The sequence below is a fragment of the Salinibacter ruber DSM 13855 genome, from assembly GCF_000013045.1.
GTDB lineage: Bacteria > Bacteroidota > Rhodothermia > Rhodothermales > Salinibacteraceae > Salinibacter > Salinibacter ruber.
Genome location: NC_007677.1, coordinates 3,161,716 through 3,184,455, shown reverse-complemented (window position 1 = coordinate 3,184,455; position 22,740 = coordinate 3,161,716). Strand labels below are relative to the sequence as shown.

The 22,740-nt window shown below is 68.0% G+C and carries 19 protein-coding genes; 14 read left to right on the top strand and 5 right to left on the bottom strand.

Going from position 1 to position 22,740, the window contains the following annotated elements:
• Positions 1–11 precede the first annotated feature (11 nt).
• From SRU_RS13420 to lipB, 11 genes are all read left to right on the top strand, one after another.
• A complete protein-coding gene (locus SRU_RS13420; protein WP_011405273.1) occupies positions 12–1,208 on the top strand; it encodes an MFS transporter in 1,197 nt (398 codons plus the stop codon).
• Positions 1,209–1,250: 42 nt separating this feature from the next.
• Positions 1,251–1,883 (top strand): trimeric intracellular cation channel family protein, encoded by a 633-nt coding sequence (locus SRU_RS13415; protein WP_231847184.1) that lies wholly within the window; start codon positions 1,251–1,253, stop codon positions 1,881–1,883.
• A 151-nt stretch (positions 1,884–2,034) separates the two neighbouring features.
• On the top strand, positions 2,035–2,742 hold the full coding sequence (locus SRU_RS13410) for a thymidine kinase (protein ID WP_051010882.1): 708 nt from the start codon (positions 2,035–2,037) through the stop codon (positions 2,740–2,742).
• Between the two features lie 80 nt (positions 2,743–2,822).
• Positions 2,823–3,032, top strand: coding sequence for a hypothetical protein (locus tag SRU_RS13405; protein WP_162713407.1), 210 nt, complete (start codon positions 2,823–2,825; stop codon positions 3,030–3,032).
• A gap of 52 nt (positions 3,033–3,084) precedes the next feature.
• Complete coding sequence (locus SRU_RS13400; RefSeq protein ID WP_011405270.1) at positions 3,085–3,561, top strand: RDD family protein; 477 nt, start codon at positions 3,085–3,087, stop codon at positions 3,559–3,561.
• A 169-nt stretch (positions 3,562–3,730) separates the two neighbouring features.
• Positions 3,731–5,917 carry a DNA polymerase III subunit gamma/tau gene (gene dnaX, locus SRU_RS15245; RefSeq protein ID WP_011405269.1) on the top strand — a complete coding sequence of 729 codons (2,187 nt, stop codon included), beginning with the start codon at positions 3,731–3,733 and terminating at the stop codon, positions 5,915–5,917.
• A 169-nt stretch (positions 5,918–6,086) separates the two neighbouring features.
• Complete coding sequence (locus SRU_RS13390) at positions 6,087–6,431, top strand: YbaB/EbfC family nucleoid-associated protein (protein WP_197537018.1); 345 nt, start codon at positions 6,087–6,089, stop codon at positions 6,429–6,431.
• A gap of 95 nt (positions 6,432–6,526) precedes the next feature.
• Positions 6,527–7,240, top strand: a complete 714-nt coding sequence (locus tag SRU_RS13385) for a recombination mediator RecR (protein WP_011405267.1) — start codon at positions 6,527–6,529, stop codon at positions 7,238–7,240.
• A gap of 18 nt (positions 7,241–7,258) precedes the next feature.
• Positions 7,259–8,509, top strand: a complete 1,251-nt coding sequence (locus SRU_RS13380; protein ID WP_011405266.1) for a saccharopine dehydrogenase family protein — start codon at positions 7,259–7,261, stop codon at positions 8,507–8,509.
• Positions 8,510–8,870: 361 nt separating this feature from the next.
• Positions 8,871–16,610: a cell surface protein SprA gene (gene sprA / locus SRU_RS13375; protein WP_237701756.1), complete on the top strand. Its 7,740-nt coding sequence runs from the start codon at positions 8,871–8,873 to the stop codon at positions 16,608–16,610.
• Between the two features lie 63 nt (positions 16,611–16,673).
• Entirely contained in the window at positions 16,674–17,444 is a 771-nt protein-coding gene (lipB, locus tag SRU_RS13370; RefSeq protein WP_011405264.1) for a lipoyl(octanoyl) transferase LipB, read from the top strand.
• Here the strand turns inward: lipB and SRU_RS13365 are convergent.
• Positions 17,410–17,772, bottom strand: a complete 363-nt coding sequence (locus tag SRU_RS13365) for a hypothetical protein (protein WP_011405263.1) — start codon at positions 17,770–17,772, stop codon at positions 17,410–17,412. The genes lipB and SRU_RS13365 overlap by 35 nt on opposite strands.
• 220 nt (positions 17,773–17,992) lie before the next feature.
• Here SRU_RS13365 and SRU_RS13360 point away from each other — a divergent pair, with 220 nt between their 5' ends.
• Positions 17,993–18,352 carry a hypothetical protein gene (locus SRU_RS13360; RefSeq protein ID WP_011405262.1) on the top strand — a complete coding sequence of 120 codons (360 nt, stop codon included), beginning with the start codon at positions 17,993–17,995 and terminating at the stop codon, positions 18,350–18,352.
• Between the two features lie 36 nt (positions 18,353–18,388).
• On the opposite strand, the gene SRU_RS13355 is transcribed toward SRU_RS13360, so the two are convergent.
• The 4 genes from SRU_RS13355 to SRU_RS13340 all read right to left on the bottom strand — a co-directional run bounded on the left by SRU_RS13355 (position 18,389) and on the right by SRU_RS13340 (position 20,382).
• The gene (locus SRU_RS13355; RefSeq protein ID WP_011405261.1) at positions 18,389–18,760 is read right to left on the bottom strand and encodes a DUF423 domain-containing protein; all 372 of its coding nucleotides are present in this window, start codon (positions 18,758–18,760) and stop codon (positions 18,389–18,391) included.
• A gap of 29 nt (positions 18,761–18,789) precedes the next feature.
• Positions 18,790–19,257 carry a ribosome silencing factor gene (gene rsfS, locus SRU_RS13350; protein ID WP_011405260.1) on the bottom strand — a complete coding sequence of 156 codons (468 nt, stop codon included), beginning with the start codon at positions 19,255–19,257 and terminating at the stop codon, positions 18,790–18,792.
• Positions 19,258–19,317: 60 nt separating this feature from the next.
• Positions 19,318–19,785, bottom strand: coding sequence for a LytR C-terminal domain-containing protein (locus SRU_RS13345; protein WP_011405259.1), 468 nt, complete (start codon positions 19,783–19,785; stop codon positions 19,318–19,320).
• Positions 19,786–19,872: 87 nt separating this feature from the next.
• Positions 19,873–20,382: a hypothetical protein gene (locus SRU_RS13340; protein ID WP_011405258.1), complete on the bottom strand. Its 510-nt coding sequence runs from the start codon at positions 20,380–20,382 to the stop codon at positions 19,873–19,875.
• 190 nt (positions 20,383–20,572) lie between these two features.
• On the opposite strand from SRU_RS13340, the gene tsaD reads away from it, so the two are divergent.
• Together tsaD and mltG are read left to right on the top strand one after the other, a co-directional pair.
• Positions 20,573–21,577, top strand: coding sequence for a tRNA (adenosine(37)-N6)-threonylcarbamoyltransferase complex transferase subunit TsaD (gene tsaD, locus SRU_RS13335; protein WP_112904802.1), 1,005 nt, complete (start codon positions 20,573–20,575; stop codon positions 21,575–21,577).
• Positions 21,578–21,698: 121 nt separating this feature from the next.
• On the top strand, positions 21,699–22,739 hold the full coding sequence (gene mltG, locus SRU_RS13330) for an endolytic transglycosylase MltG (protein ID WP_164923667.1): 1,041 nt from the start codon (positions 21,699–21,701) through the stop codon (positions 22,737–22,739).
• Position 22,740: the final 1 nt, after the last annotated feature.

The following is a 22,740-nucleotide window of genomic DNA, read 5'->3' as shown; positions in this document are numbered from 1 at the left end:
GCCCTACGCCTGTGACACTTTGGTCACGCCAGGGGGCCGTCCTCGGGACGTGTACCCTGGCCTTTTTCGCAACGATGGCCGCGCGACTCGTCATTAGTCCGGTCGTCCCCTCCATCAGCGACGCGTTTGCCGTGCCCAACGGCGCGATCGGGCTGGCCCTGACCGGCATGTGGCTGGGGTATGCCCTCTCTCAATTTCCGAGCGGGCTGCTGGCCGACCGCTACGGGGAGCGGGGCATCATTCTGGTGGCGGTGGGGGGCACCGCGGTCGCGAGCACGCTTCTGGCCTTCGCCTCGTCCTACGCGATGTTCCTGGTGGGAACGGCCGTGCTGGGAACCGTGGCGGGGCTGCACTACAGCGTGGCCACGTCGCTTCTGACGCGTACCACCGACCAGATCGGCACGGCCATCGGCATTCACACGGCGGGGGCGCCGGTGGCGGGGGTGTTGGCGCCGATGGCCGCCGGGGCCGTTGGCGCGTGGATGGGCTGGCGCTGGGCCGTCGCCCTGGGGACGGTGTTTGCCGCTCCGGTCGTGGGCCTCGTGGTCTACGTCGTGCGGGCACGGCCGCCGGTGCGGCCCGACGAGTCGGTGTGGGGGCGATTCAAAATCGGGCCCCTGGCCGAGCTTCTTCGCCGTCCGCCGATCGCCCGCACGGTGATCCTCTCGGCCGTCGGAATGTTCGTGTGGCAGGCCACGGCGTCGTTCCTGCCGACGTTCTTCGTGGCGTACCACGGCTACTCGGAGGCAACCGCCGGGGTGCTCTTCTCGGGGTATTTTCTGATGCAGGGCGTCACCCAGCCCGGCCTCGGGGCGTTGTCGGACCGCATTGGGCGGGACGCGGCCGCCAGTCTCGCCATCGGGATCGGCATCGTAGGGTACGGGCTTCTGGTGGGGGGAACGGGCCTGGGCATGGCCATCGTATCGGTGGTGTGTGCCGGCTTCTCGATGGGATGGGGGGCGGCCCTCATGCCGAAGTTCATGGACCACCTGGACGACCACGAGCGCAGTGCAGGGTTTGGGCTCGTCCGGACCGTCTACATGGTGCTGGGGGCGAGTGGCAGCGTCGTGACGGGGTTCGTGGCCGACGTGTTTGGGTGGGGCGTCGCGTTTGTCGTCCTCGTGCTGCTGCTGGTGGGCATGCTGGGGGCGTTGGTCCAGTCCACATGGCGAAACCAGACGGAGCGGCGGGCCCACGCTGCTCCCTGAGATCTCTCAACGCGTTCCTGTCCGATGGAGTCGCTGCGCCCGATGCCCGTTTCCCCCGGCACCGTTCTGTACGTCCTGGACCTATTCGGCACGGCGGTCTTTGCGGTGTCCGGGGCGCTGGCGGCCGGCCGGCGCCGGATGGACCTGTTTGGGGCCCTTGTGATCGCGGCGGTGACGGCCGTCGGGGGCGGCACGATTCGCGACTTGATCCTGGACCGACATCCGGTTTTCTGGATTCAGGACCTGCGGTACCTCGCGGTGATCGCGGGGGCGGGCGGCCTCACCTTCGCCTACACGTCGGTCTTCCGGCCCCCCCGGCAGTCGCTGGAGGTGGCCGACGCGTTTGGGCTGGCGGTGTTCTCGGTGGTGGGGGCCCGTGTTGCGCTCGGGGTGGGCGCCCCGCCGGTCGTGGTCGTGATTATGAGCGCCGTCACGGCCACGGTGGGGGGAATGGTGCGGGACGTGCTCTGCGACGAAACCCCTCTCATTCTGCGGGAGGAGATCTACGCGACGGCGGCCCTGTCCGGGGGCGTGCTCTATCTGGGCCTGCGGGCCGCGGCCCTTCCGGAGGCGGCGGTGGCGGGCCTCACGATCGTCGCGGTGTCGGCCGTGCGCCTGGCCGCGCTGCGGTGGGGCGTGCACCTTCCTTCGTTCCGGGTGGAAGAGGCCGGGTAGCTGCGCGCCTGGACACGCACGGCCCCGGCCTGCCCCGAGCCCCCACAGGCCGACCTTCCCCGCTTCCATACAAAACCGGTGTGGACTTCCTCCCGGACGTGCGGTTACCTTGCAACGTCTGCGTCTGTCCCCGCACCGTGCAGCCCTGTTCATGTCCGCCCTGGAGCCCCACATCGTGGACCGCGACCGCACCACCGGCTGGATGGAGGTCATCTGCGGGTCGATGTTCAGCGGCAAGACGGAGGAGCTGATTCGTCGGCTGCGCCGGGCCCGCATTGCTCGTCAGCACACCCGCGTCTTCAAGCCGGCCCTCGACGAGCGCTACAGCGAAGACGAGGTGGTGTCCCACAACGAGAATTCCGTGACCACCACGCCGGTGGAGGCGCCCCCGCAGATTCAAGAGCTGGTGCAGGAGGCGGACGTCGTGGGCATCGACGAGGCGCAGTTCTTCGACGACGACCTCGTGCCGACGTGTCAGGCGCTGGCCGAAGACGGGCACCGTGTGATCGTGGTGGGGCTCGACACGGACTACCGCGCGGAGCCGTTTGACCCGATGCCCCAGCTCATGGCGGTGGCCGAGCACGTGACCAAGCTACACGCCGTCTGCGTGGTCTGTGGGGCGCCGGCCAACCACTCCCAGCGCATCGTGCCGGGCGAGGACCGGGTGCTGGTCGGGGCCACGGAGGCCTACGAGCCGCGGTGCCGGGCGTGCTTCGAGCCGGAGCCCGTTACGGTGACGCGGCCCCGCCCCCACACCGAAGCGCTGCGGGCGGTCGCCACCGACGATGCGGACGCGTCGACGAACGAGGCGGATCCAGAGGCGGCGGACGCGGCCTCGGCCGACGGGACGGCGGCCTGACGGGCGGTGCCAACAACCGCCTGAGGGACACGTACAAGCACACCCTCAGCATAATGCGGACGAACTTTGGTTTCGGTCCCATGCCCGACGCTCGCCCTCAGATCGCCCCGGCCAATCCCCGCCGCCGTCGCACGCCGCAGCGCACCCCACAACGAACCCCGCAGCGCTCGCCCCAGCGGCAGCCCAAGCAGCCGCCCAAGGTGCCGAGCCCGACGCGCCGCGAACCGTCGACCCCGGACCCGCAGCGCCGGGAACCGAACTCCCCGGATCCGTCGTCGAACGCGGCGTAGACGCCACGGGCCGTGACCGGACCCGTTCCCTTTTTCTAGACACACCCCCCTCATGAACGGGTCTTCCGCAGACGCCTCCTCGCCTTCGCAACACGAGCGGTTCGTTGCGGCCCTCCTCGACGGCATCATCGCGACGGGGCTGACCGCCCTGTTTGGGGGCGCCCCCCTGCTGGGGGGGCTCGTGGGCGGGCTGTACCTGGTCGCCCGGGATGGATTCGAGGTCGGGCCGCTGCGCTTCCGGTCGCCGGGAAAGTACGTGATGGGGCTCGACCTCGTGCGCCTCGACGGGGGCCCGGTCTCCCTCGAAACGTCGGTCCAGCGCAACTGGATGCTGGGGCTCAGCTCCGTCGCGGGGGCGTTCATCGTCGTCCCCATCGTCGGCGGGGCCCTGGCGTCGTTCCTCTCGCTTGCGGGGCTCGGGCTCATCCTGTTTGAGATCTACAACGTCTTCGCCGACCCCGTCGGCCGACGCTGGGGCGACCGGCTGGGCAACACCAAGGTCGTGGCCGCCGGCGACGGGCTGGTGTAAGAGGGGCCGCGCGGCGGGCGAGTGGGCTGAGTGCGCGTTGAGGCACCATTGACTTCCCCGAGGCGGTGCCGGTATATTGAGCGGGACGCCCCCGCGCTCTCGTCGTCCCCTGGCCGACGACCGGTACCAGTTCTCCCTCCACCCTTCTCTCATCCGTCCCCGCGCTCACATGGACGAACAGCGATACCTGGTTACGGCGCGCAAGTATCGGCCCTCGCTTTTCACGGAGGTCGTTGCGCAGGAGCACGTCACCGAGACGCTCAAGAACGCGATCCGGATGGAGCGGCTCGCACACGCCTACCTGTTCAGCGGCCCGCGGGGGGTGGGGAAGACCACGGCCGCCCGCATCCTGGCGAAGGCCATCAACTGCGAGACCCCGCGGGAGGAGCGCGAGGACGGTGCCGAGCCGTGCTGCGAGTGCGACTCGTGCGAGTCGTTCGAGGCGGGGCGCAGCCTCAACGTCTTCGAGATGGACGCGGCCTCCAACAACAAGGTCGACGACATCCGCGAGCTGCGCGAGAAGGTCCGGATCCCGCCACAGGGCGACCAGAAGAAGGTCTACATCCTCGACGAGGTGCACATGCTGTCGAAGCAGGCGTTCAACGCCCTGCTGAAGACGCTGGAGGAGCCGCCCGCCCACGCCCTCTTCATCTTCGCCACCACCGAGCCGCACAAGGTGCTGCCCACCATCCTGTCGCGGTGCCAGCGGTTCGACTTCCGCCGCATTCCGGTGCCGGAGATCGTCCAGCGCCTGCGCGAGATTTGTGAGACGGAGGGCGTGGAGGCCGACGAGGAGAGCCTCATGCTGCTGGCACGCAAGGGCAACGGGGCGCTCCGCGATGCCCTCTCGGCGTTCGACCAGGCCCTCTCGCTCTGCGGGGCCACGCTGGAGTACGGGGAGCTGACCCAGGCCCTGGGCGTGGTGGACCAGGACCTGTACTTTCGCCTTACCGACCACGTCGCCGCGCAGGACACGGCGGGGATGATTGAGCTCGTGCGCCACGTGGTGCGCAGCGGGTACGACCTGCAGGAGATGCTGGTGGGACTGGCCGAGCACCTGCGCAACCTGCTGGTGGCCCACTCGCTGGGCGGGGAGGCGCTGGAAGAGGTTGCGGAGTCGACCCGCACCCGCTACGCCGACGAGGCCGAGCGCTTCGACGAGGCCGACCTGCTGCGCCTGCTCACCATGGCCGCGGACACGGAGGACGACATCAAACAGAGCCCGCAGCCGCGCCTTACGCTGGAGACGACGCTCCTCAAGATGGCGCAGCTTCGCCGCTCGGCCGACCTCCGGGCGGTGCTCGAAAAGATCGACCGCCTGGAACAGATGGCCGAGGACGGCGACCTCCCCGAGGCCGTGCCGGGCGACGGGGTGACCGCGTCCGAAACGGCGTCGGCCCCGCCGGCTCCCCCCGAGTCTGAGAAGTCTGAGAACACAGAGACGGGCGGGGCGGCCGGACGAGAGGCGTCCCCCGACGCGGCCGCCGAGCCCCGCCCCGGCTACGGGCCCGAGTCCACGGCCCCGCCGAATGCGCCGGAGGACGCCCCCTCAACGAAGGACGCAGAGAGCGATCCGAAGAACGAGACGCCCGACGGGGCGCCGGCCGACGTCGTGGACGAGGCAGGGAACGAGACGCTGAGTGCATCGGACGAGGACGACGCCCCAAACGACGACGCCCCAAATGACGAGGCCCCGAACGACGAGGCCCCAGACGCCGACGCGCAGGGCCCCGACGACGGGGACGAGCCGCCGTCCTCGGATGCCCCAGCCGACGGGACGGACGCATCGGGGGCGGATCCGTCCGTTGGGTACAACGACATTTTTGGCGCCCCGGCGCTGGGGGACGACGAATCGTCGGAGGGCGGATCGGCATCCGGCACCACGGACGCTCGCGCGTCCGAGTCGGCGTCGACGTCGGACGGGTCGGACGCGTCGGCCGCCGCGGTGGCGGAGCCAGCCGTGGCGGCAGGGGCCGACGCCGACGGGGTAGCCACCGAGTGGCCCCAGGTCGTGCAGTCCGTCAAGGACACCCACATTAGCCTCGGCTCCCTGCTGGGCGAGGCCGAGCCCGTCGAGTACGTCGACGGCACGCTCACCGTCGCCGTCCCCCGGGCCCTCCACCGCGACACCCTGCGTGACCGGCGGCGCGTGCTGTTGCGCCACGTCACCGACACGGTGGCCCCTACCGTTGACGACCTGCGGTTCGTCGTCGAGGATACGAGCGACGCGGCCGCCGCCGACGCCGACACGTCGGACGAGCCCCTCAGCCCCCGTGAACAGCTGAGCCAGCTCCGCGACACCTACCCGGCACTCGACGTGCTCTTCAGCGAGTTTGGGGCCGAGCCGGTGTGGTAGCGGCCCGGCGGCCCCCCTCGGCCCGCACCGTGGGCGTCGTCTCCGGTCAGGGATCGGTTCCGCCCGACGTCCGTTGCACCCCTTTGTACAAACCCGGGGCCATTCCCGCCTTCCGGTGAATGACCCACCCTCCCTACGAGTCTTCGAATTAAGACCACCCCCCTCAGTTATGGCTAACCCAGGAGGAATGAACATGCAGGACATGTTCGGGAAAATGATGGAGATGCAGGAAAAGATGAACGCCGCGCAGGACGAGCTCGCGGACAAGACGGTGACCGCGGAGGCCGGCGGTGGCATGGTGAAGGTGACCGCCAATGGCGCGCAGGAAATTACGGGCATCGAAATTGACCCGGAGGCCGTCGACCCGGACGACCTGGAGTTGCTGGAGGACCTCGTCATCGCGGGCGTCAACAAGGCCCTTGAAGACGCGTCCGACATGGCACAGGAGGAGATGAAGGATTCCATGGGCGGCATGCTGCCACAGGGCATGGACCTCAGCCAGCTCGGCCTCTAGGCGGTTGCGAACGGCGGGCTGGGAGTGCCGCGTGACCTCGGGACATTCCGCCGTTTGCGCTTGAACCTCGACATTCGAAACGCGAGATTGTCGCGATGCAGTACACCTCGGAGTCCGTCGAAACCCTCGTGGAGCAGTTCACGAAGCTGCCCACGATCGGGAAGAAGACGGCGCGGCGACTGGCCAACTACGTCCTGAAGATGCCCCAGGAGGAGGTTGAGACCATCGCGAACGCGTTGACGTCCGTGAAGGAGGACGTGCAACGCTGTTCGACGTGCTACGTCGTGGCGGATCAGGATCCGTGCCCCATCTGCGGCTCGGACAAGCGCGACGCCTCGACGATTTGTGTCGTGGAGGAGTCGAGCGACCTGACCGCCATCGAGCAGACCAACGAGTACCGGGGCGTGTACCACGTGCTCGGCGGGGTCATTTCGCCGCTCGACGGCGTGGGCCCCGACGACCTCCGGGTGCACGAGCTGGCCACCCGCATCGACCCGTCCTTCGAAGACACGGCGGCCGATGCGGCTCCGGAGCCCAACACCACGCCTGATGGCGAAGCGGACGCCGAGGCGCCTCCCTCGGAAAATGGCGGGGCGGACGAGGCGGAATCGGGGGTCGACGAGGTGATTCTCGCCGTCAACCCCAACGTCGAGGGCGACACGACGGCATACTACATCTCCCAGCTTCTTGAGCCGTTCGACGTTCGCGTCACGCGCATCGCGCGGGGACTGCCCATCGGCGGGGATCTGGAGTACGCCGACGAGGCGACCCTCTCGCGGGCGCTGGAGGGGCGCGGGCACGTCGACTAGTGCCGCTGGGCCTGCCCGATGCGTTCGCTTCGTCCGGACCCTCCCAACCCGACGACTGCACTGCACATGACGATTACGGTTCTCGGTGCCGGATCGATTGGAGCCCCCGTTGTCCGCGAGCTGTGTGCCCGAAGCGGGGAGGTGGAACAGGTTCAGGTCTGTGACACCCGGTCGCAGGCGCTCGAACGCCTCCACGAACAGGTCGACGCCGACCAGTTTCTCCGCTCCTTCCAGGTCGACGTGCGCGACACCAGCGTGCTGTCCCAGATCGTGCAGGGCAGCGACTGTGTCATCAGCTGCGTGCCGGCGGAGTTCAACCCCGCACTCGCAGAGCTGTGCCTCGATGCGGGGGTGCACTTCTGTGACCTCGGGGGGGACGATACCCTCGTGGGCAAAGAGCTGGCCCTCGACGAGCAGGCCCGCGAGAAGGGCGTCTGGATCGTTCCCAACTGCGGGCTGGCCCCCGGCCTCGTGAACGTCGTGTGTCTCCACGGCATTGATCAGCTTGACCGGGCCGAGGCGGCACACCTGCGGGTGGGCGACGTCCCTCTGCACCCGGAGCCCCCCTTCAATTTTCGCATCTCGTGGTCGGCCGAGCGCATCCTCGCGGACTATACAAACCCGGCGCAGTTGATTGAAAACGGGCAGGTCGTGGAGGCGGACGCCCTCTCCCGCGAAGAGGAAATTCAGTTCGAGAAGCCCTTCGGCACGATGGAGGCCTTCTGCACGCAGGGCGGGCTTTCCACCCTCACCGATACGCTGGCCGGGCACGTGGAGGCCCTCGACCACAAGACGATCCGGTGGCCGGGCCACGCTCACCAGATGCGCTTTGTGCTCGGGCTCGGGCTCGCCGAGGAGCGCAAGATTGGGGTGCGCACGCACCTGACCTACCGCGACCTCCTGGTGCGCCGCATGCGGAAGCGTCTCGGCGGCGACTACGAGGACGCGGTGCTCATGCGGGTCCTGCTACGGGGCGAGCAGGAGGGACGGCCCACGACACTCGTCTACGAGATGGTGGAGCAGTACGACGCGGAGACGGAGCAGACGGCCGTGATGCGCTGTACGGCCATCCCGACGGTCGTCTCGGCCCTCTTCCTGGCCCGTGAGGAGGCCGTCTCCACCGGTGGGGCCGACGTGCCGGAAAATGTGATCCCGCGCGCTCAGTTTCTGCAGAAAATCGCTGATCGCGGGCTTAACATTCAGACGGAGCGGCACGACGACTTCCGAGACGTCACCGCCAAGCGCCCCCTCGACGGCCAGCGGGCCTGACGGGCCGGCCGCCACGAGTGGGCACGGGGTTTGCGGCTTGCCCGCCCCCAGGCCGAACGAGTTGCTCTTGTGCTTGACGAAAAAAACGCCACATCTTACATTCGAGGTGAAGATCCATTGGGGCGGCGCCTGGTCGCACACCCCTCGTCCGTTGCTCTCATTCCCAGACGCAACACCGCGCATCGGCAGGAACCGCTACAAACCCCCTCAAATACGCACTGGGGCCTCCGTCCATGCCTAGGCCGGAGCACCGGTGCACGCCGTAGCACCTCGGAGCGTTCCTGGACCCGTGCCGCTGATCTCATCGATGTTGCCGTCCCCGGCCCCCTGCATGGGGCTGTCGAGAGAGGGACGTGTATTCATGTCGACGGTGGCGCTGTTCCTGATTGGAAGCCTCGCCGGGGGGGAATCGCCGGCCCGAGCGCAGGAGGGGCCGCCGCCCGACACGACTGTCCCCGACACGACCGCCCCCGACACGACCCGCCGCACCCCGGTCCTGCAGTTGGAGGGACTGCCCCCACCCCCTGGAGATAGCGCATCCCTCTCGGACCGAGTGGGCGGTCTTCCGCGAACTGAGGGAGAGGGCCTCTCGGCACCGTCCCCGTCCCCCGACACCGGCGTCGTCGGCCGGTACCTGCCGGCACGGCGCAAGCGGGCGGTCCGCCTGTTTGGACGGGCGTCTCCGTTTCTGGGGCCGCGCGCCCCCACGGCGGGGGCACAATCCGTCACGCTCGACTCCACTCAGAACCGCTACGTCCTCACGGGCGACACGCGTCCCGGGGAGCGCGTGGGGATGGACGCAGACGCGTACCGGCAGGAGCGCTACCGTGCCAACCTGCGCGAGAACTGGCGCACGCTCACCGAGCAGCGCCAGCAGGGGGACGGACGCAGTGGGTTTGGGGTGAACATGGTGGTTCCGGGGGGGCGGGAGAGTGCCTTCTCCACCGTCTTCGGCAAGCCGCAGGTGGACCTTCGGGTGAACGGCCAGGCCGACATCAACGCCGGGTTCAAGTACCGGAAGAGCGACCAGCAGGTCAACGTGACGGGGAACGCCAGCCAGCTCAATCCCGACTTCAAGCAAGATCTGCGGCTCGGCATCACCGGGACGATCGGGGACAAGCTCCAGATCAACGTCGACTGGGACACGCAGAGTCAGTTTGACTACCAGAATCAGGTCAAGCTCGACTACACCGGCTACGAGGACGAAATCCTGCAGAGCGTGGAGGCGGGCAACGTGTCCATGCAGACGCCGTCGCAGCTCATCAGTGGGGGGCAGAGCCTCTTCGGGATCAAGAGTGAGTTTCAGTTCGGCAACCTGAGCCTCACGACGATTGCGAGCCAGCAGGAGGGCCAGTCCAACAGCCTCAGCATTGAGGGGGGCGCGCAGGAGACGGAATTCGACCTCAAGCCCACGGACTACGACGAGAACCGGCACTTTTTTCTTGGCTACTACTTCCGCAACAACTGGAACCGCGCCCACGAGGACCCGACGACGATCCGGACGTTCGGGGGGTTCGACGAAATTACCGAGGTGGAGGTGTGGAAAATCACGCAGCAGGTGGGGAGCCAGGCAAACACCCGGCAGGCGGTGGCGGTGGTCGACCTGGGGGAGCGCGCCCGGCTGGTGAATCAGGCGAACGACTACACGGAGACCCTGCTGCCGGTCCCGGAGGAGGACCAGTACGGCGAGGCCGACCTGACGGCCCTCCGGGACGGGGAGCAACGGGCCTCGTCCTACCTGAGCGACCCCGCCACCATGCAGCAGCCCCTGGACACCCAGCAGGACCTCCACGCGGGCGAGTTCAAGCGGCTTGCGCGGGGGCAAGACTACCGGATCGACGGTCGGCTGGGCTTCCTGTCGCTCCAGCAGCGGCTCCGGCCCGACGAGGCCCTGGCGGTGGCGTTTCGGTACCGGACGAACGATGGCACCGTGCGCACGGTCGGGGACTTTACGCAGGGCGGAACCACGGGGGGCATCAATGCCGACCGCCTCGTGTTAAAGCTGCTCCGCCCCACCGATCCGGTCGCGCCCGGGCAGAACGGGACCGTCAACCCGGCCGCCTGGTTTTTGCAGCTCCGCAACGTGTACGACCTCTCGGGGCGAGACTTTAATCCGGAGAATTTCGAGCTCGACGTCGAGTACCAGGCCTCCGGGCAGGGCGCGCGCACCACGCTGCCGGACGTGGCGGGGCAGACCACGCTGCTGCAGGTGCTCGGGTTGGACCGGGTGGACCAGAACGGCGCGCCCAACCCGGACGATCAGTTCGACTTTCTGCCGCAGACGATTAATGCGGACCGGGGGCTCCTCTACTTCCCCTACCTCCAGCCGTTCGGCGCGCGCATCCTGGACGCTGCGGCCCAGAACGGGAGTCAGGCGGCCGGGGAGTCCTTTGCGTTTGAGAACCTCTATACCAAGAAAAAGGCGAACGCCCGGAAGGAAGACACTCAGAAGAACGTCTATCGGATTCGGGGCTCGTACACGGGGGGCGCCCAGCAATTCTACGACCTGGAGGCCTTCACCGGGCTGGTTGAGGGCTCGGTCGAGGTCACCTCGGGCGGGCAGACCCTCCAGGAAGGCGTCGACTACCGGGTGGACTACCAGGGCGGGACGGTCAACATCACCAACGAGTCGTACCTGACCGCCGGGCGGGACATCATGATCGACTACGAGCAGAACAGCCTCACCAACATCCAGAAGAAGACCCTGCTCGGTGCGCGGGCCGACTGGTCGATGCGGGACCAGTTTTCGCTCGGGGCCACCGTCATGCGGCTCAGCCAGCAGTCGCCCGTCGACAAGTTTCGCATCGGGCAGGAGCCCATCCAGAACACCATCTGGGGCCTGAACGGCTCGATGGACCTGCAGCCGCAGTGGATTACGGAGGCGGTCGACGCCCTGCCGCTCGTGCAGACGCGGGCCGAGAGCCAGCTCTCGGTCTCCGGCGAGTTTGCGCAGCTCCGGCCCGGCCACACCACCACCGACGCGTACGAGCGGACCGTGGACCGGGTGGAAAACAGCGAGACGGACCAGTACGCGTCGGACGAGCGCAACGGGGTGTCCTACATCGACGACTTCGAGGGCTTCGAGAACACCTTCTCCCTCCGCGAGCAGCCGGGTGCCTGGCAGGTGAGCGCGGCCCCCGACTCGACGGCCGACGCCGCCCTGCTCGACGGCGAGGTGCCGGGGACCTACGAGGACAACCGGCAGCGGACCCACTGGCGGGGGCGCCTCGGGTGGTACCGGCTCAACGAAAACGTGCTGGAGTCCATCGGCACGGAGGACGGGGGGGAGGCCACCGAGCTCATCAACACCGAGGAGGTCTTCGTGGGGCGCGACACGCAGGGCGAGGCGAATCCCACCCTCCGTACGCTCGACCTCCACTTCAATCCCTGGCAGCGCGGGCCCTACAACTACACGGAGGACCTGGTGGACTTCTTCCGGGAGCCGCGGAAGGTATGGGGGGGCATCACACGCTCGCTCCCGGAGGGCTACACCGACTTTTCGGTGCAGAACGTCGAGTTCGTCGAGTTCATCGTGAAGGTATACCCGGAGAACGGCGAGGTGACCGACGGGGCGCGCCTGTTCGTCGACCTCGGGACGATCTCGGAGGACGTGGTGCCGAACCAGCGCATTGACATGGAGGACGGGCTCTCCCTCAGCTTCAACGAGGCGGACCTTGGGGACCTGAGCCGCATCCCCAACGCCGAGCCGGGGGGAGGCATCGACCTTCGGGGGCGCCGGACCCAAGACCTGGGGCTCGACGGGCTCGTCTCCTACACGGATGGGGCCTACGACGAGCGCCTGCTCGAACGCAGCTTCTATTCCGGCTTCGTGGCGTACGCGGACAGTCTGCAGGGCGCCATCGGGCAGCTCGGCCTGTCCACCGCGCAGCGGCAACGCCTGCGGGCCGAGATTGCACGGACCGCCGAGGACCCCTCGGCCGACGACTACCACTTCTACGAGAACGACCGCTTCTTCGACGCCTCAGAGTTCTTCCCGGACGGGGCCTCGGTGCAGCAGCGCCTGAGCTGGTACCAGGCGGGGCACGAGCTCAACGGCTTCGAGTCGCAGAACGAGCTGGCCGAGGATGCGAGCGTGAAGCGGGGCGTGTCCCGGTCCCCGGACCGGGAGGCCCTCGACGGGGTGAGCAGCCAGATCAACATCGACAACAACTACTTCCAGTACGCCGTCCCGCTCGACGAGCTCGACCAGCGCGCCGGGGCTGATCGCGGGCCGACCGATTACGTGGTGAGCCGGGTCGGGCAGGAGAAGGACTGGTACAAGGTGCGGATTCCGGTGCAGGAATTCACGCGCCAGGTGGGCTCCATCGAAAACTTCGACGACATCAAGTCCATCCGCCTGTGGACGACCGGGCACGAGGCGCCCGTGACGATGCGGTTTGCGTCCCTGGAGCTGGTGGGCAGCCAGTGGCGCGTCTCGGAGCCGGTGGCACAGCAACCGGTGCAGGAGAACAGCGTCGTGGATGCGGGAACGGGCGAGCTTCGGGTGGCGAGCATCAACAACGAGGAGGACCTGAGCTACGAGCCGCCCGCCGGGGCGGTGGTGGGGCAGAACCGCACGTCCCGCGGCGTGCAGCAGCAAAACCGCGAGCAGGCCCTCCTGCTCAACGTGGACCAGCTGGCGCCCGGCCGGCAGCGGGGCGTCTTCAAAACATTCGGACAGGGCCTCGACCTGCTCAAGTACTCGAACCTGCGGATGTACACCCACCTACACGGGGCCTCAAGCAGCACGCAGGTGAAGGACCGGCTCCGCGAGCACCTGCGGCTGTTCGTCCGCCTGGGGTCCGGGGAGACGGGGGACTACTACGAGTACGAGCAGCCCCTCTCCCCGGGCGACGTGCCCATGGCGGACGGATCCCAAAACCTGTGGCCGGAGGAGTTTGAAATGAACCTCGTCCTCGAACGACTCAATCGGCTCAAGCTTCTCCGGGACCAGAGCGGGGTCCCGACGGACACGTCGTTCTCGAGCGCCGACGTGAATTTGGACATCGGCGACTTTGCGCCGCCGGAGACGGTGCTTCGGGTGCGGGGCACCCCCTCCCTGCAGAACGTGAAAACGATCGTCGTCGGCGTGCGGCACGCGACGCCCCCCGAGGAGAACCCGCCGGTGCTGCAAAATTTCGAGGTCTGGCTGAATGAGCTGCGCGTGAGCGGGTTCGACGAGCAAAAGGGCTGGGCCGCCAACGCCAGCGCGAGCCTCGACCTCGCGGATTTTGCGTCCGTCGAGGGCAGTTTCCAGCGCCGGACGGACGGGTTTGGGGCGTTGTCCAGCACCCTGAGCGAGCGGGAGCAGTCCGACAACACGAGCTGGAACCTCCGCGCAAGCCTCAACGTCGACTCGTTCCTGCCCGAGGACCAGGGCTGGCGCATCCCGGTGACCATGCAGGTGCAGTCGAACCGGACGACCCCCCGCTTCGACCCCAACCGCGGCGACGTGGAGGTTCAGAGCGTGGTGCGGCAGTTCGACGCCGTCCCGGACAGTACGCTGGAGAGCCGCTACCGCAGCCAGTACGGGGCCCTTGGGGCGGGGGAGATTCGCCGTCGGCTGAAGGACAGCGTGCGCACGGCGGCCGAGACGCGCAGCCTGCGCCGCACGATGACGGCCGACGTGTCAAAGCAGGGATCCGACTCGTGGTGGCTCCAGAAGACCGTCGACGGCCTCTCGCTGAGCTTCTCCTACCTCGACCAGTCGCGACGCAACCCGCAGCGCCAGCTCAACGACCGGTGGAGCTGGACGGGTGATCTGCAGTACCAACTCAGCTTCGGGCAGCCCCGGACCGTGGACCCCTTCGGCTTTCTTCCCGACGCGCCGGTGCTCGGCACGCTGGCGGGCCTCTCGTTCAACTATGTGCCCCGCTCGCTCTCGTTTTCGATGAGCGCGGAGCGGGAGGCCCAGACGACCCGAAGCCGCCCGTCGGGCGTCCGGAATACGCGCAGCCAGCCCTATCGAATTGCCTATTCCCTCCGGGAGCAGCAGCAATTCGACCACCGCCGCAACTTCAGCCTCCAGTACGACCCCTTCGGCTTTCTGAGCCTCAGCTTCGACACCAACACGCGCCAAAATTTCGACGACGCCGCCTCGCGGAACCAGACAAACGTTATCATCAACGGCGAAAGCGTCCGGGACACGGTGCTCACCGACATTGGGATTCCCCGCGACAGCACCGCGAACTTCTTCGATCGCCTGGGGGACTACGGACTGGCCGACCGGGATATCACCGCCGCCGACGAGGGGGAGACGGTGTTCTTTGAGAGCCGGCTGTTCCGGCGGTCGGAGCTTGACGTGTTTCGGGACCTGCTGGTCGGGCGGGTGAGCCCGCGCACGAACAACTATCAGCAGCGGTTTTCGGCCACCCTGAGCATGGGATGGACCGACCGGCCGTGGCTCAACTGGATCGACCTGCAGGACCTCTCCTACCAGTCGTCGTTTCAGTGGTCGAACGGGCCGGCGGAAAGCCTGCAGGGCGCCAGCGTGCGCAACTCCCTCACCCTGCGTACAGGAGCGACCCTGCGGCCCAACCGGGTGTGGGAGCGGTTTGGGTTCTTCGAGCGGCTCAAAGAGGCGCAGCGCGAGTCGGGCCGGGACGACCCGGAAGACGGGGGACGGTCCACCGGGGACAACGGAGACGACCGGGGGGACGACGACGGAGAGGCGTCGGAAGGGGACGGCCTGGGGTGGGAGGACGTCCCCCTTCCCAGCCCGATGGGCATGCTGCGGGGGCTGGCCCTGATGGTGCTCGACATTAACGACTTCAGCGTTAACTACAACGGCGACTGGAGTGCCCGTTCCTCCAATGTGGGGCGCCTGAATTCGGACTCGACGGACGTCGAGGTGCACTACCGCCTGCTCGACGCGGTGCGCGGGGACGGGCCGTCCGTGGGCTACCGGCTCGGGCTCGACCGCTCCATCGGGGCCGGGAGGCGCGTGCTAGACTCCCGGTTCCAGGTGTCGGATGCCCTCAGCAACACCCACCGGCTGGAGGGGCGCACCGCCCTGAGCCCGAGCCCGTCCTTCCAGATCGACCTGAGCTGGAACGTGGAGTGGCGCACCCAGACCGATCGGACCTTCCAGGCGGGCACCGGCGAGCCCGGGAACGAGGGCGAGGCAAGCGACGGCCCCTTCACGACCGAAAGCGGGGACAACTCGGCCTCGGTGTGGGGCTTCGGGTCCGTGGTGGCGCTGGTGGAGGAGCAGGCCCGTCGACTGCCGGCGGGCGGCAGTGGAGCGGGGGAGGTGCTCCCCGCCGCCGAGGTGCCCCTCACCAACGCCTCCGTCGCGGACGACTTTAAGTCGGCCTACCTGACCGGGGGCGGGAGCGTAGGCGCCCACGGATTCGCCCCGTTCCCCCTGCCCGGGTGGAACATCCGCTATTCGGGGTTGGCCGACTGGCCCCTGCTCGGCCGCATCGTGGAAAGTGCGTCGCTCCGGCACAGCTACAACGCGGAGTACCAGTCCAGCTACGCCACCGACACGCGCGCCGGCGACGAGGTGGAGGCCCCGAACGGGCAGACGTTTTTGAACCCGGATTTCAAAGTGGGGTCGGCCCGCGTCAGTGAGCAGTTCCGGCCGCTCCTCGGCGTTAGCATCACGTGGCCCGGCAACCTGGAGACGAGCGTCGAGTGGAGCCGCCAGACGGAGACGTACCTGCGCACGGCCAACCTGAAGGTGGAGGAGGTGCAGACGAATCAGTTGTCCGGAAGCGTCTCCTACCGGAAGCAGGGAATTCGCATTCCTGTGCTCGGCCTCGGGCGCCTCGAAAACCAGATCCGGTTCTCGCTCACGGTCTCCCGCTCGGTGAACGACGAGCGGAGCTACAACCTGCGCGGGGCGCTCGCGGACGTTCAGGATGCGGGGGGATCGGTGGATCCGGGTCAGGTGACCGATCCGACCAACGACTACGTCCAGGTCCGGAAGCAGACGACCCGCATCCAGGTGACCCCCGAGCTGACCTACCGGCTCAGCGACCGGGTGACGGGGGAGCTGTTGGTCGAGTACGAGCGGTTCAACGGCGACAACCGGCAGCCCTCCTACACGCGGGTCAACGGGGGCTTCAACGTCAGCGTAAGCATCTCACAAAACTAGGCCGGGCGTTTCGAGTACAGGCTAGGTCCGTAGCACCTCTCCTGTCTCCCCCCGCCCGCAGAGATGTCGTCGTCCGCCCAAAACGAGATCGTCGCGTGCCATCTCGGCCGCGTATCGTACGAGCGGGCGCGGGCCCTACAGGAGCGGGTGCAGGAGCGCCTCATTGCGGCGAAGCGGGCCGAGCCGCCGGAGCCGGAGCCCCACGTGCTGCTTCTGCTAGAGCATCCCCCCGTCTACACCCTCGGCAAGAGCGGCGACGCGGCGAATCTGCTCGTGTCGGAAGAGCGGCTCGAGGAGGTCGGGGCCACCTTTCACCGCATCGGGCGGGGGGGCGACGTCACCTTCCACGGCCCCGGCCAACTGGTGGGGTATCCGCTGTTCGACCTCGACCGCTTCTTTACCGACCTGGGCCGGTACCTGCGCACGCTCGAGGAGGCGATCATCCGCACCTGTGCCGACTACGGCGTGACCGGCACGCGGGTGGACGGGCGCACCGGGGTGTGGGTCGGGCCCGACGACCGGGGCCCGGAGCGCAAGATCTGCGCGATGGGCGTGCGCTGCAGCCGGTGGGTCACCATGCACGGCTTCGCGCTTAACGTGACCACTGACCTCGACTACTTCGACCACATCGTGCCCTGTGGCATTGACGACCGCGGCGTCACGTCGCTGGCCGCGGAGACCGACGCACCGGGGACCGTGGACGACGTGTGCGGGCCCGTGACGGAGCATTTTGGTGCCTTGTTCGACGCGGAGGTGACGACGCGCCACGGCGACGATGCCCGCTCGTTTCTGAGGGGGCTCACGGGAGAACGCGTCGAGGCGCCCGGGCGGTAGCGGTCGTCACTGCAGGGAATCTGTCCGGCGCCCCCGGCCCGCGTAGCCGGGCCCCGCTACGCAACCGCGACCGGTGATGTCCTCCCTCCGTCGAGGGCGCCTCCTGGCCCTCGGTCACGGCGTCCACGTCTACGGGCGGCAGGTCGTGGTACCAGTCGTGGTGGGGGGACCAGGCCCGGCACTCGTGGCACTGCGTCTCGCGCCACACCGTGCCGCACTCCGGGCACCGGCCGTGCGTGTCGAACGTGTGCCAGGAGTGCCCGCACTCACAGGTCCACGTCGCGCTCGACGGGGGCTCCCACTCGCATTCGGGACAGTAAATCTCCATGGCACGCCGGGGGGTGTGGAAACGAAATGAGGAGGTGAGTTCTGTTTGACAAGTCCGTCGCCGGTGAATACCCTACTGCCGATTCGTGTAGCGTGAACTGTGCATCGCGACCAGCACCTGGGCCTGACGGGCTGCAGGGCGTTCATATTACTCTTCACGCGTCGCGGTCCGCGGCGCGCGCATCCATCGCTTTCCTTTTCCCCCGATCCGGTTCCCCACCATGCCGCCATTCGATCCCGACAACTTCACCACTCGCCTTCTCGCAGAGTCGCTGTTCTACGACATCGAGTACGGCCTCGTGGGAAGCGTAAGCCTCATCGACGTCGAGGCGGAGCGGGAGCTCTACCTTGCCTCCTTCATGCCGGACGACGGGACGTACCTTGTGGAGGAGGCGACGGCGTGGGAGGACGAGCCGACGCTGGACGAGGACACGGACGTGGCCTACGCCCTCGCCGTAGACAGCGACGTGCACGGGCGCTACGAGGTCCCGGAGGCCGCGGCGCAGTCGCTTCTGGAGCTGGCCCGCGGGCACGACCTCCTGCCGAGCGTCACCGTACTGTTCGAGGACGAGGAACTGTGACGATAGGCGGGCGCCGGGGGCGGAGGGCGCCGGTCACTATCCCCCAGTGAACGCCGCCCATGCCAGTAGGGCCCAGCCCGCGATGAAGGCCACGCCCCCGAGCGGGGTGATCGCGCCAAGCCAGCCCGTGTCGCTCAGGACGAGCACGTACAGGCTGCCCGAAAAGATCACGATGCCGGTGACGAAGCAGTAGCCGGCCCAGTGCAGGGACGGCCCCCAGCCCTGCGCGGCGGCCCAGCCCACGACGAGGAGGGCGAGGGCGTGGTACATCTGATACGCCACCCCGGTGCGAAACGTCTCCACCCGCTCCGGCGAGACGCGCCCTTCAAGCCCGTGCGCCCCGAACGCGCCGAGGGCAACGCCGATAAGCGCCGCAATCGCGCCGAGTCCAACGAACAGGCGGGGCATTTTCGAGCGGGGAGTCACGGGAAAACAGGTTACGCCGGGTCTGAAGACTGCTGCAGGCGGTCCTGCAGGAGGTCAAGGTCCGAGGCGTCGCCGTCCTCGGGCACGATCTCCGAATCGGCCTCCCCCCAGAGGCGGTCGATTCGGTAGTGCTCCCGCTTGTCGGGCAGGAAGACGTGCGCGACGACATCTACGTAGTCGAGCACGACCCACTGGAGGTGATCCGTGCCTTCCCGCTTCCAGGGCTCCTCCCCGCATGTCTCCTGCACATGATCCGCGATGCCGTTGGCGATGGCCTTCACCTGGAGGTCCGACTCGCCGGTGCCGAGAACGAAGAAATCAGCCATGCTACTCACCTCCCGTAGATCGATGACACTGATGTTCATGGCCCGCTTGTCGGCCATGGCATCTGCGACCCGCGCGGCAAGCACCGGACTGGGGTTCTCGGGGGTTCGGCGGAGGGAAGGCTCTGGGGAGGAGGTCTGGTCGGGGGAAGCCATATGGGTTAAGACATTGGTGCGGGGGGTCGTGAGGGAATACGAAGGCGCGCCGAATACAGGCTAGGGGGCCTCCTGAAACGGGCGGAGTTGTGCGTAGTCGCGGCCGAGAATCACGGAGGCGTCGAGATAGTACTCCGGTTTGATGTTCTGACGCACCCGGGAGAACGGAATCCCAAGCGCCTCCGCCACGTTTCGTGCGGCCTCGGGGTTGCCGGCCCGGTCGATCACGACCGAGTGGGCCTGGTCGAACGACGAGTGGTTGCCCACGTCGACCACGTCAAAGCCGCGGTCGCGGAGGTACTGTGTGGTGCGCTCGGCGAGGCGATCGACCCCGGCGCCGTTGCGCACCTCTACCTGGATGATCCGGCTCACCAGCTGCGAGGTGTCGGAGGGGGGGCGTTTCGGGCTCGGGCCCGTGAAGACGGTCCGACTCGCAAAGGCGTACAACAGAACGGCCGCGCCCAGTCCAGCCGCTACGAGCGCAGCGTTCAGCAGTCCATTGGTGAAGCGGGAGGGCCATTGGGCCATGGGCGCCGGGGCAACCAGGCCGATCCGGCAGGGGGCCTACGTGCAGGCCGCCGTGCTCCCCGATCGGCACCGAGAAGAAAGGGCAACTCAGTTCGGCAGCAAGGGGGCAGTGGAGGCGAAGGCGCCCCGACGATGCCGATACCCGTACGGGCTCGCATGTCGCCCACGAGGGCTCTGCCGCACCTGGAAATGAATTTTCATGTTGTCGGACGGCTTGTAGGCCACCTCCGCGTTGCGGAGAAACACCCGCGCCTCCTGATTCCCAAACGCGTTGTTGCTGGCGAGCGGGTGGGATACGCCCACGTCGACCCGGGCGGCCAGGTCGGAGTTGAACTGCCACATCATGGAGTTGGTGTACATGCCCACCGAGGACGTACTGCCCCCGAACGAGGAGAACGACATCTGGTAGCTGTGGCTCATCCGAAAGTCCTCAGCCCCGAACAGATTGCCGAGGGCATCGGTCGCGTCCGAGCCGGTATCGTACAGCTGGGTGACGACCGAAGAGTTTTGCTGAGCCGTTTCCCGGAGCTGAGCGTGCGCCGGGGCGGCGGCGCTCAGTACGAACACGAGACACAAGAGGGGCAGAACCGTGCGCATGAGAACCTCGTCCGTCGGTGTGGAGGGGGTGCGGAGTGAAGTTTATCAGTGCCCATGTGTAATACCTCAGGGCAGCCGGTTTGTTCGCGCTTCATTCCGGGATGGGATCCAGGCCCAGAACGGTTCGTGCGAAAGAGGCAATTCAAAGCCCTCGTCCATCCGGCATCGAACCCGATTCCCAAACGGCACCATGCTCGTGCTCGGCATTGAATCGTCGTGTGACGACACCGCCGCGGCCGTATGGGACGACGGCACGGTGCGGTCGAACGTCGTGTCCTCGCAGGCGGACCTCCACGAGGAGTACGGCGGTGTGGTGCCGGAGCTGGCCTCCCGCAACCACCAGCGGCTCATCGTGCCCGTCGTGCAACGGGCCCTTGCCGAGGCGGATGCGGACGCCCGTGCACTCGATGCCATTGCGGGCACCTACGGGCCGGGACTGCCGGGCTCCCTGCTCGTGGGGCTCAGCTTCGCGAAGGCGCTCGCGCAGGGGCTCGACGTGCCCCTGATCGGGGTGAACCACCTGGAGGGGCACGTCTACTCGGTCGACCTGGGGCCGGAGCGGCCGGCCCGCCCGTTCCTGTGTCTGATCGTGTCCGGCGGCCATACCGAACTCGTGCACGTCGGCGATGATTTCCAACATGACGTGCTCGGGCGCACCCGCGATGACGCGGCGGGCGAGGCGTTTGACAAGATGGCGCAGCTGTTTGGGCTTGGGTACCCTGGGGGGCCCGACATTGATCGTCACGCCGAGTCCGGAGCTCCAACCTTCCACGATTTTCCCCGGAGCCGGCTCGACGACTTCGACTTCTCGTTCAGCGGCCTGAAGACCTCGGTCCTCTACTACCTCCGCGACCGGTCCGACGCGGACCGCGAGCGCCTGCTCGACGAGCACCTCGACGACCTGTGCGCGTCGGTGCGGGCGGCGGTGGTGGACGTGCTCGTGGATGCGGTGCGGCGGGCCGTCGAGGCGACGGGGGTTGGGCACGTGGCTGTGGTGGGGGGCGTGGCGGCCAACTCCGCGCTGCGGCGGCGAATGAAGGCCCTCGGGGACGACGAGGGCGTTGACGTATCGGTGCCCGACCTGGCGTACTGCATGGACAACGCCGCCATGATCGCGCAGGCCGGGGCTCGGCGCCTCGCGGCCGGCCATGCGAGCCCGCCGACGCTGGACGTGCACCCGAGCCTCCAGCTGTAGCATGGGGGGGCTCGTTGGGCCCGAAACGAGGCCACGGAGGGGAGAGTATCTCTGGCCTGCCGTTTCTGTCCCGGACGGCGGATCCTCGTCTGATCTGTCATTTCCCCACTGTTTTCGGTCCGTGTACGCTCGCAGTCGCCTCGGGATCGTCGTTGCAATCCTCTTTGTTGGGGGGCTCGTCGCCGGTGTGGGGGGCGCGTTGGTCTTCGGGCCCAATACGGGCGGGTACGATGCGCCCCGCAGCGTGTACATCGCGCGCGGAGCGACGCTCGACACGGCCATCGATTCGTTGGCGCAGGCCGACGTGCTCGTCGTGCCCGCCGCGTTCCGGCTCGTGGCGCGGGCGACCGGGTGGGGGCAGCAGATCAAGTCGGGGCACTACCGCATTGCTCCCCGCCGCTCCAACTACGCCCTGCTCGACAAGCTGCGGCGGGGCCTGCAGGACCCGGTGCGCATTACACTCCCGCCGGGCGTGCAGCCCGGCGCCCTCACGTCGGTCCTGGGCCGGCGGCTCGAACGGGACGCCGGCGCATTCCGCGCGGCCCTTCGCGACACGAGCCTCGCCGAGGCGCTCGACAGCACCCCCGCGCGGCTGTTCGGGTACATGCTCCCCGAGACGTACGAGTTCTACTGGCAGACGCCCCCCGAGGCCGTCGTTCGGCGCGTCAAACAGGGATTCGATCGCTTCTACGAGCGCGAGCTTGCCGCCGGGGCCGACAGCCTCGGGCTCACAAAGCGGGAGGTCGTCACGCTTGCCTCGATTGTGGAGTGGGAAGCCCTCGTCGACGCCGAGAAGCCGGCGATTGCCGGGGTGTACCTGAATCGTCTCACCCGCGGGTGGCCCCTCCAGGCGGACCCGACCATCCAGTACGTCCTGCTCGACACGAAGGGGGCCCGCGTCACCCGGGTTCTCTACGAGCACCTCGAGATCGACCACCCGTACAACACCTACCAGAATCAGGGCCTGCCGCCCGGGCCCATCACGAATCCGTCCCCCTCCAGCCTGCGGGCCGCGGCTCGTCCCGAGCGGCACGAGTACCTTTACTTTGCGGCCGACGGGACCGGCGGGCACACCTTCAGCCGCACGCTCCGGGAGCACAACCGGGCGGCGGAGAAGTACCAGCGGATGCTCGACGAGCGTCGGTCAGATGGCAGGCCCTAGG

Bases quoted from the DNA above. Each gene is read 5' to 3' on its own strand.
- SRU_RS13415 (WP_231847184.1), top strand. From the start codon at position 1,251: ATGCCCGTTTCCCCCGGCACCGTTCTGTACGTCCTGGACCTATTCGGC.
- SRU_RS13365 (WP_011405263.1), bottom strand. From the start codon at position 17,772: ATGGAGATTTACTGTCCCGAATGCGAGTGGGAGCCCCCGTCGAGCGCG.
- rsfS (WP_011405260.1), bottom strand. From the start codon at position 19,257: ATGGCTTCCCCCGACCAGACCTCCTCCCCAGAGCCTTCCCTCCGCCGA.
- SRU_RS13385 (WP_011405267.1), top strand. From the start codon at position 6,527: ATGCAGTACACCTCGGAGTCCGTCGAAACCCTCGTGGAGCAGTTCACG.
- SRU_RS13400 (WP_011405270.1), top strand. From the start codon at position 3,085: ATGAACGGGTCTTCCGCAGACGCCTCCTCGCCTTCGCAACACGAGCGG.
- dnaX (WP_011405269.1), top strand. From the start codon at position 3,731: ATGGACGAACAGCGATACCTGGTTACGGCGCGCAAGTATCGGCCCTCG.
- SRU_RS13360 (WP_011405262.1), top strand. From the start codon at position 17,993: ATGCCGCCATTCGATCCCGACAACTTCACCACTCGCCTTCTCGCAGAG.
- SRU_RS13405 (WP_162713407.1), top strand. From the start codon at position 2,823: ATGCCCGACGCTCGCCCTCAGATCGCCCCGGCCAATCCCCGCCGCCGT.
- SRU_RS13410 (WP_051010882.1), top strand. From the start codon at position 2,035: ATGTCCGCCCTGGAGCCCCACATCGTGGACCGCGACCGCACCACCGGC.
- SRU_RS13340 (WP_011405258.1), bottom strand. From the start codon at position 20,382: ATGCGCACGGTTCTGCCCCTCTTGTGTCTCGTGTTCGTACTGAGCGCC.
- SRU_RS13345 (WP_011405259.1), bottom strand. From the start codon at position 19,785: ATGGCCCAATGGCCCTCCCGCTTCACCAATGGACTGCTGAACGCTGCG.
- lipB (WP_011405264.1), top strand. From the start codon at position 16,674: ATGTCGTCGTCCGCCCAAAACGAGATCGTCGCGTGCCATCTCGGCCGC.
- SRU_RS13390 (WP_197537018.1), top strand. From the start codon at position 6,087: ATGGCTAACCCAGGAGGAATGAACATGCAGGACATGTTCGGGAAAATG.
- SRU_RS13380 (WP_011405266.1), top strand. From the start codon at position 7,259: ATGCGTTCGCTTCGTCCGGACCCTCCCAACCCGACGACTGCACTGCAC.
- SRU_RS13355 (WP_011405261.1), bottom strand. From the start codon at position 18,760: ATGCCCCGCCTGTTCGTTGGACTCGGCGCGATTGCGGCGCTTATCGGC.
- tsaD (WP_112904802.1), top strand. From the start codon at position 20,573: ATGCTCGTGCTCGGCATTGAATCGTCGTGTGACGACACCGCCGCGGCC.
- sprA (WP_237701756.1), top strand. From the start codon at position 8,871: ATGTCGACGGTGGCGCTGTTCCTGATTGGAAGCCTCGCCGGGGGGGAA.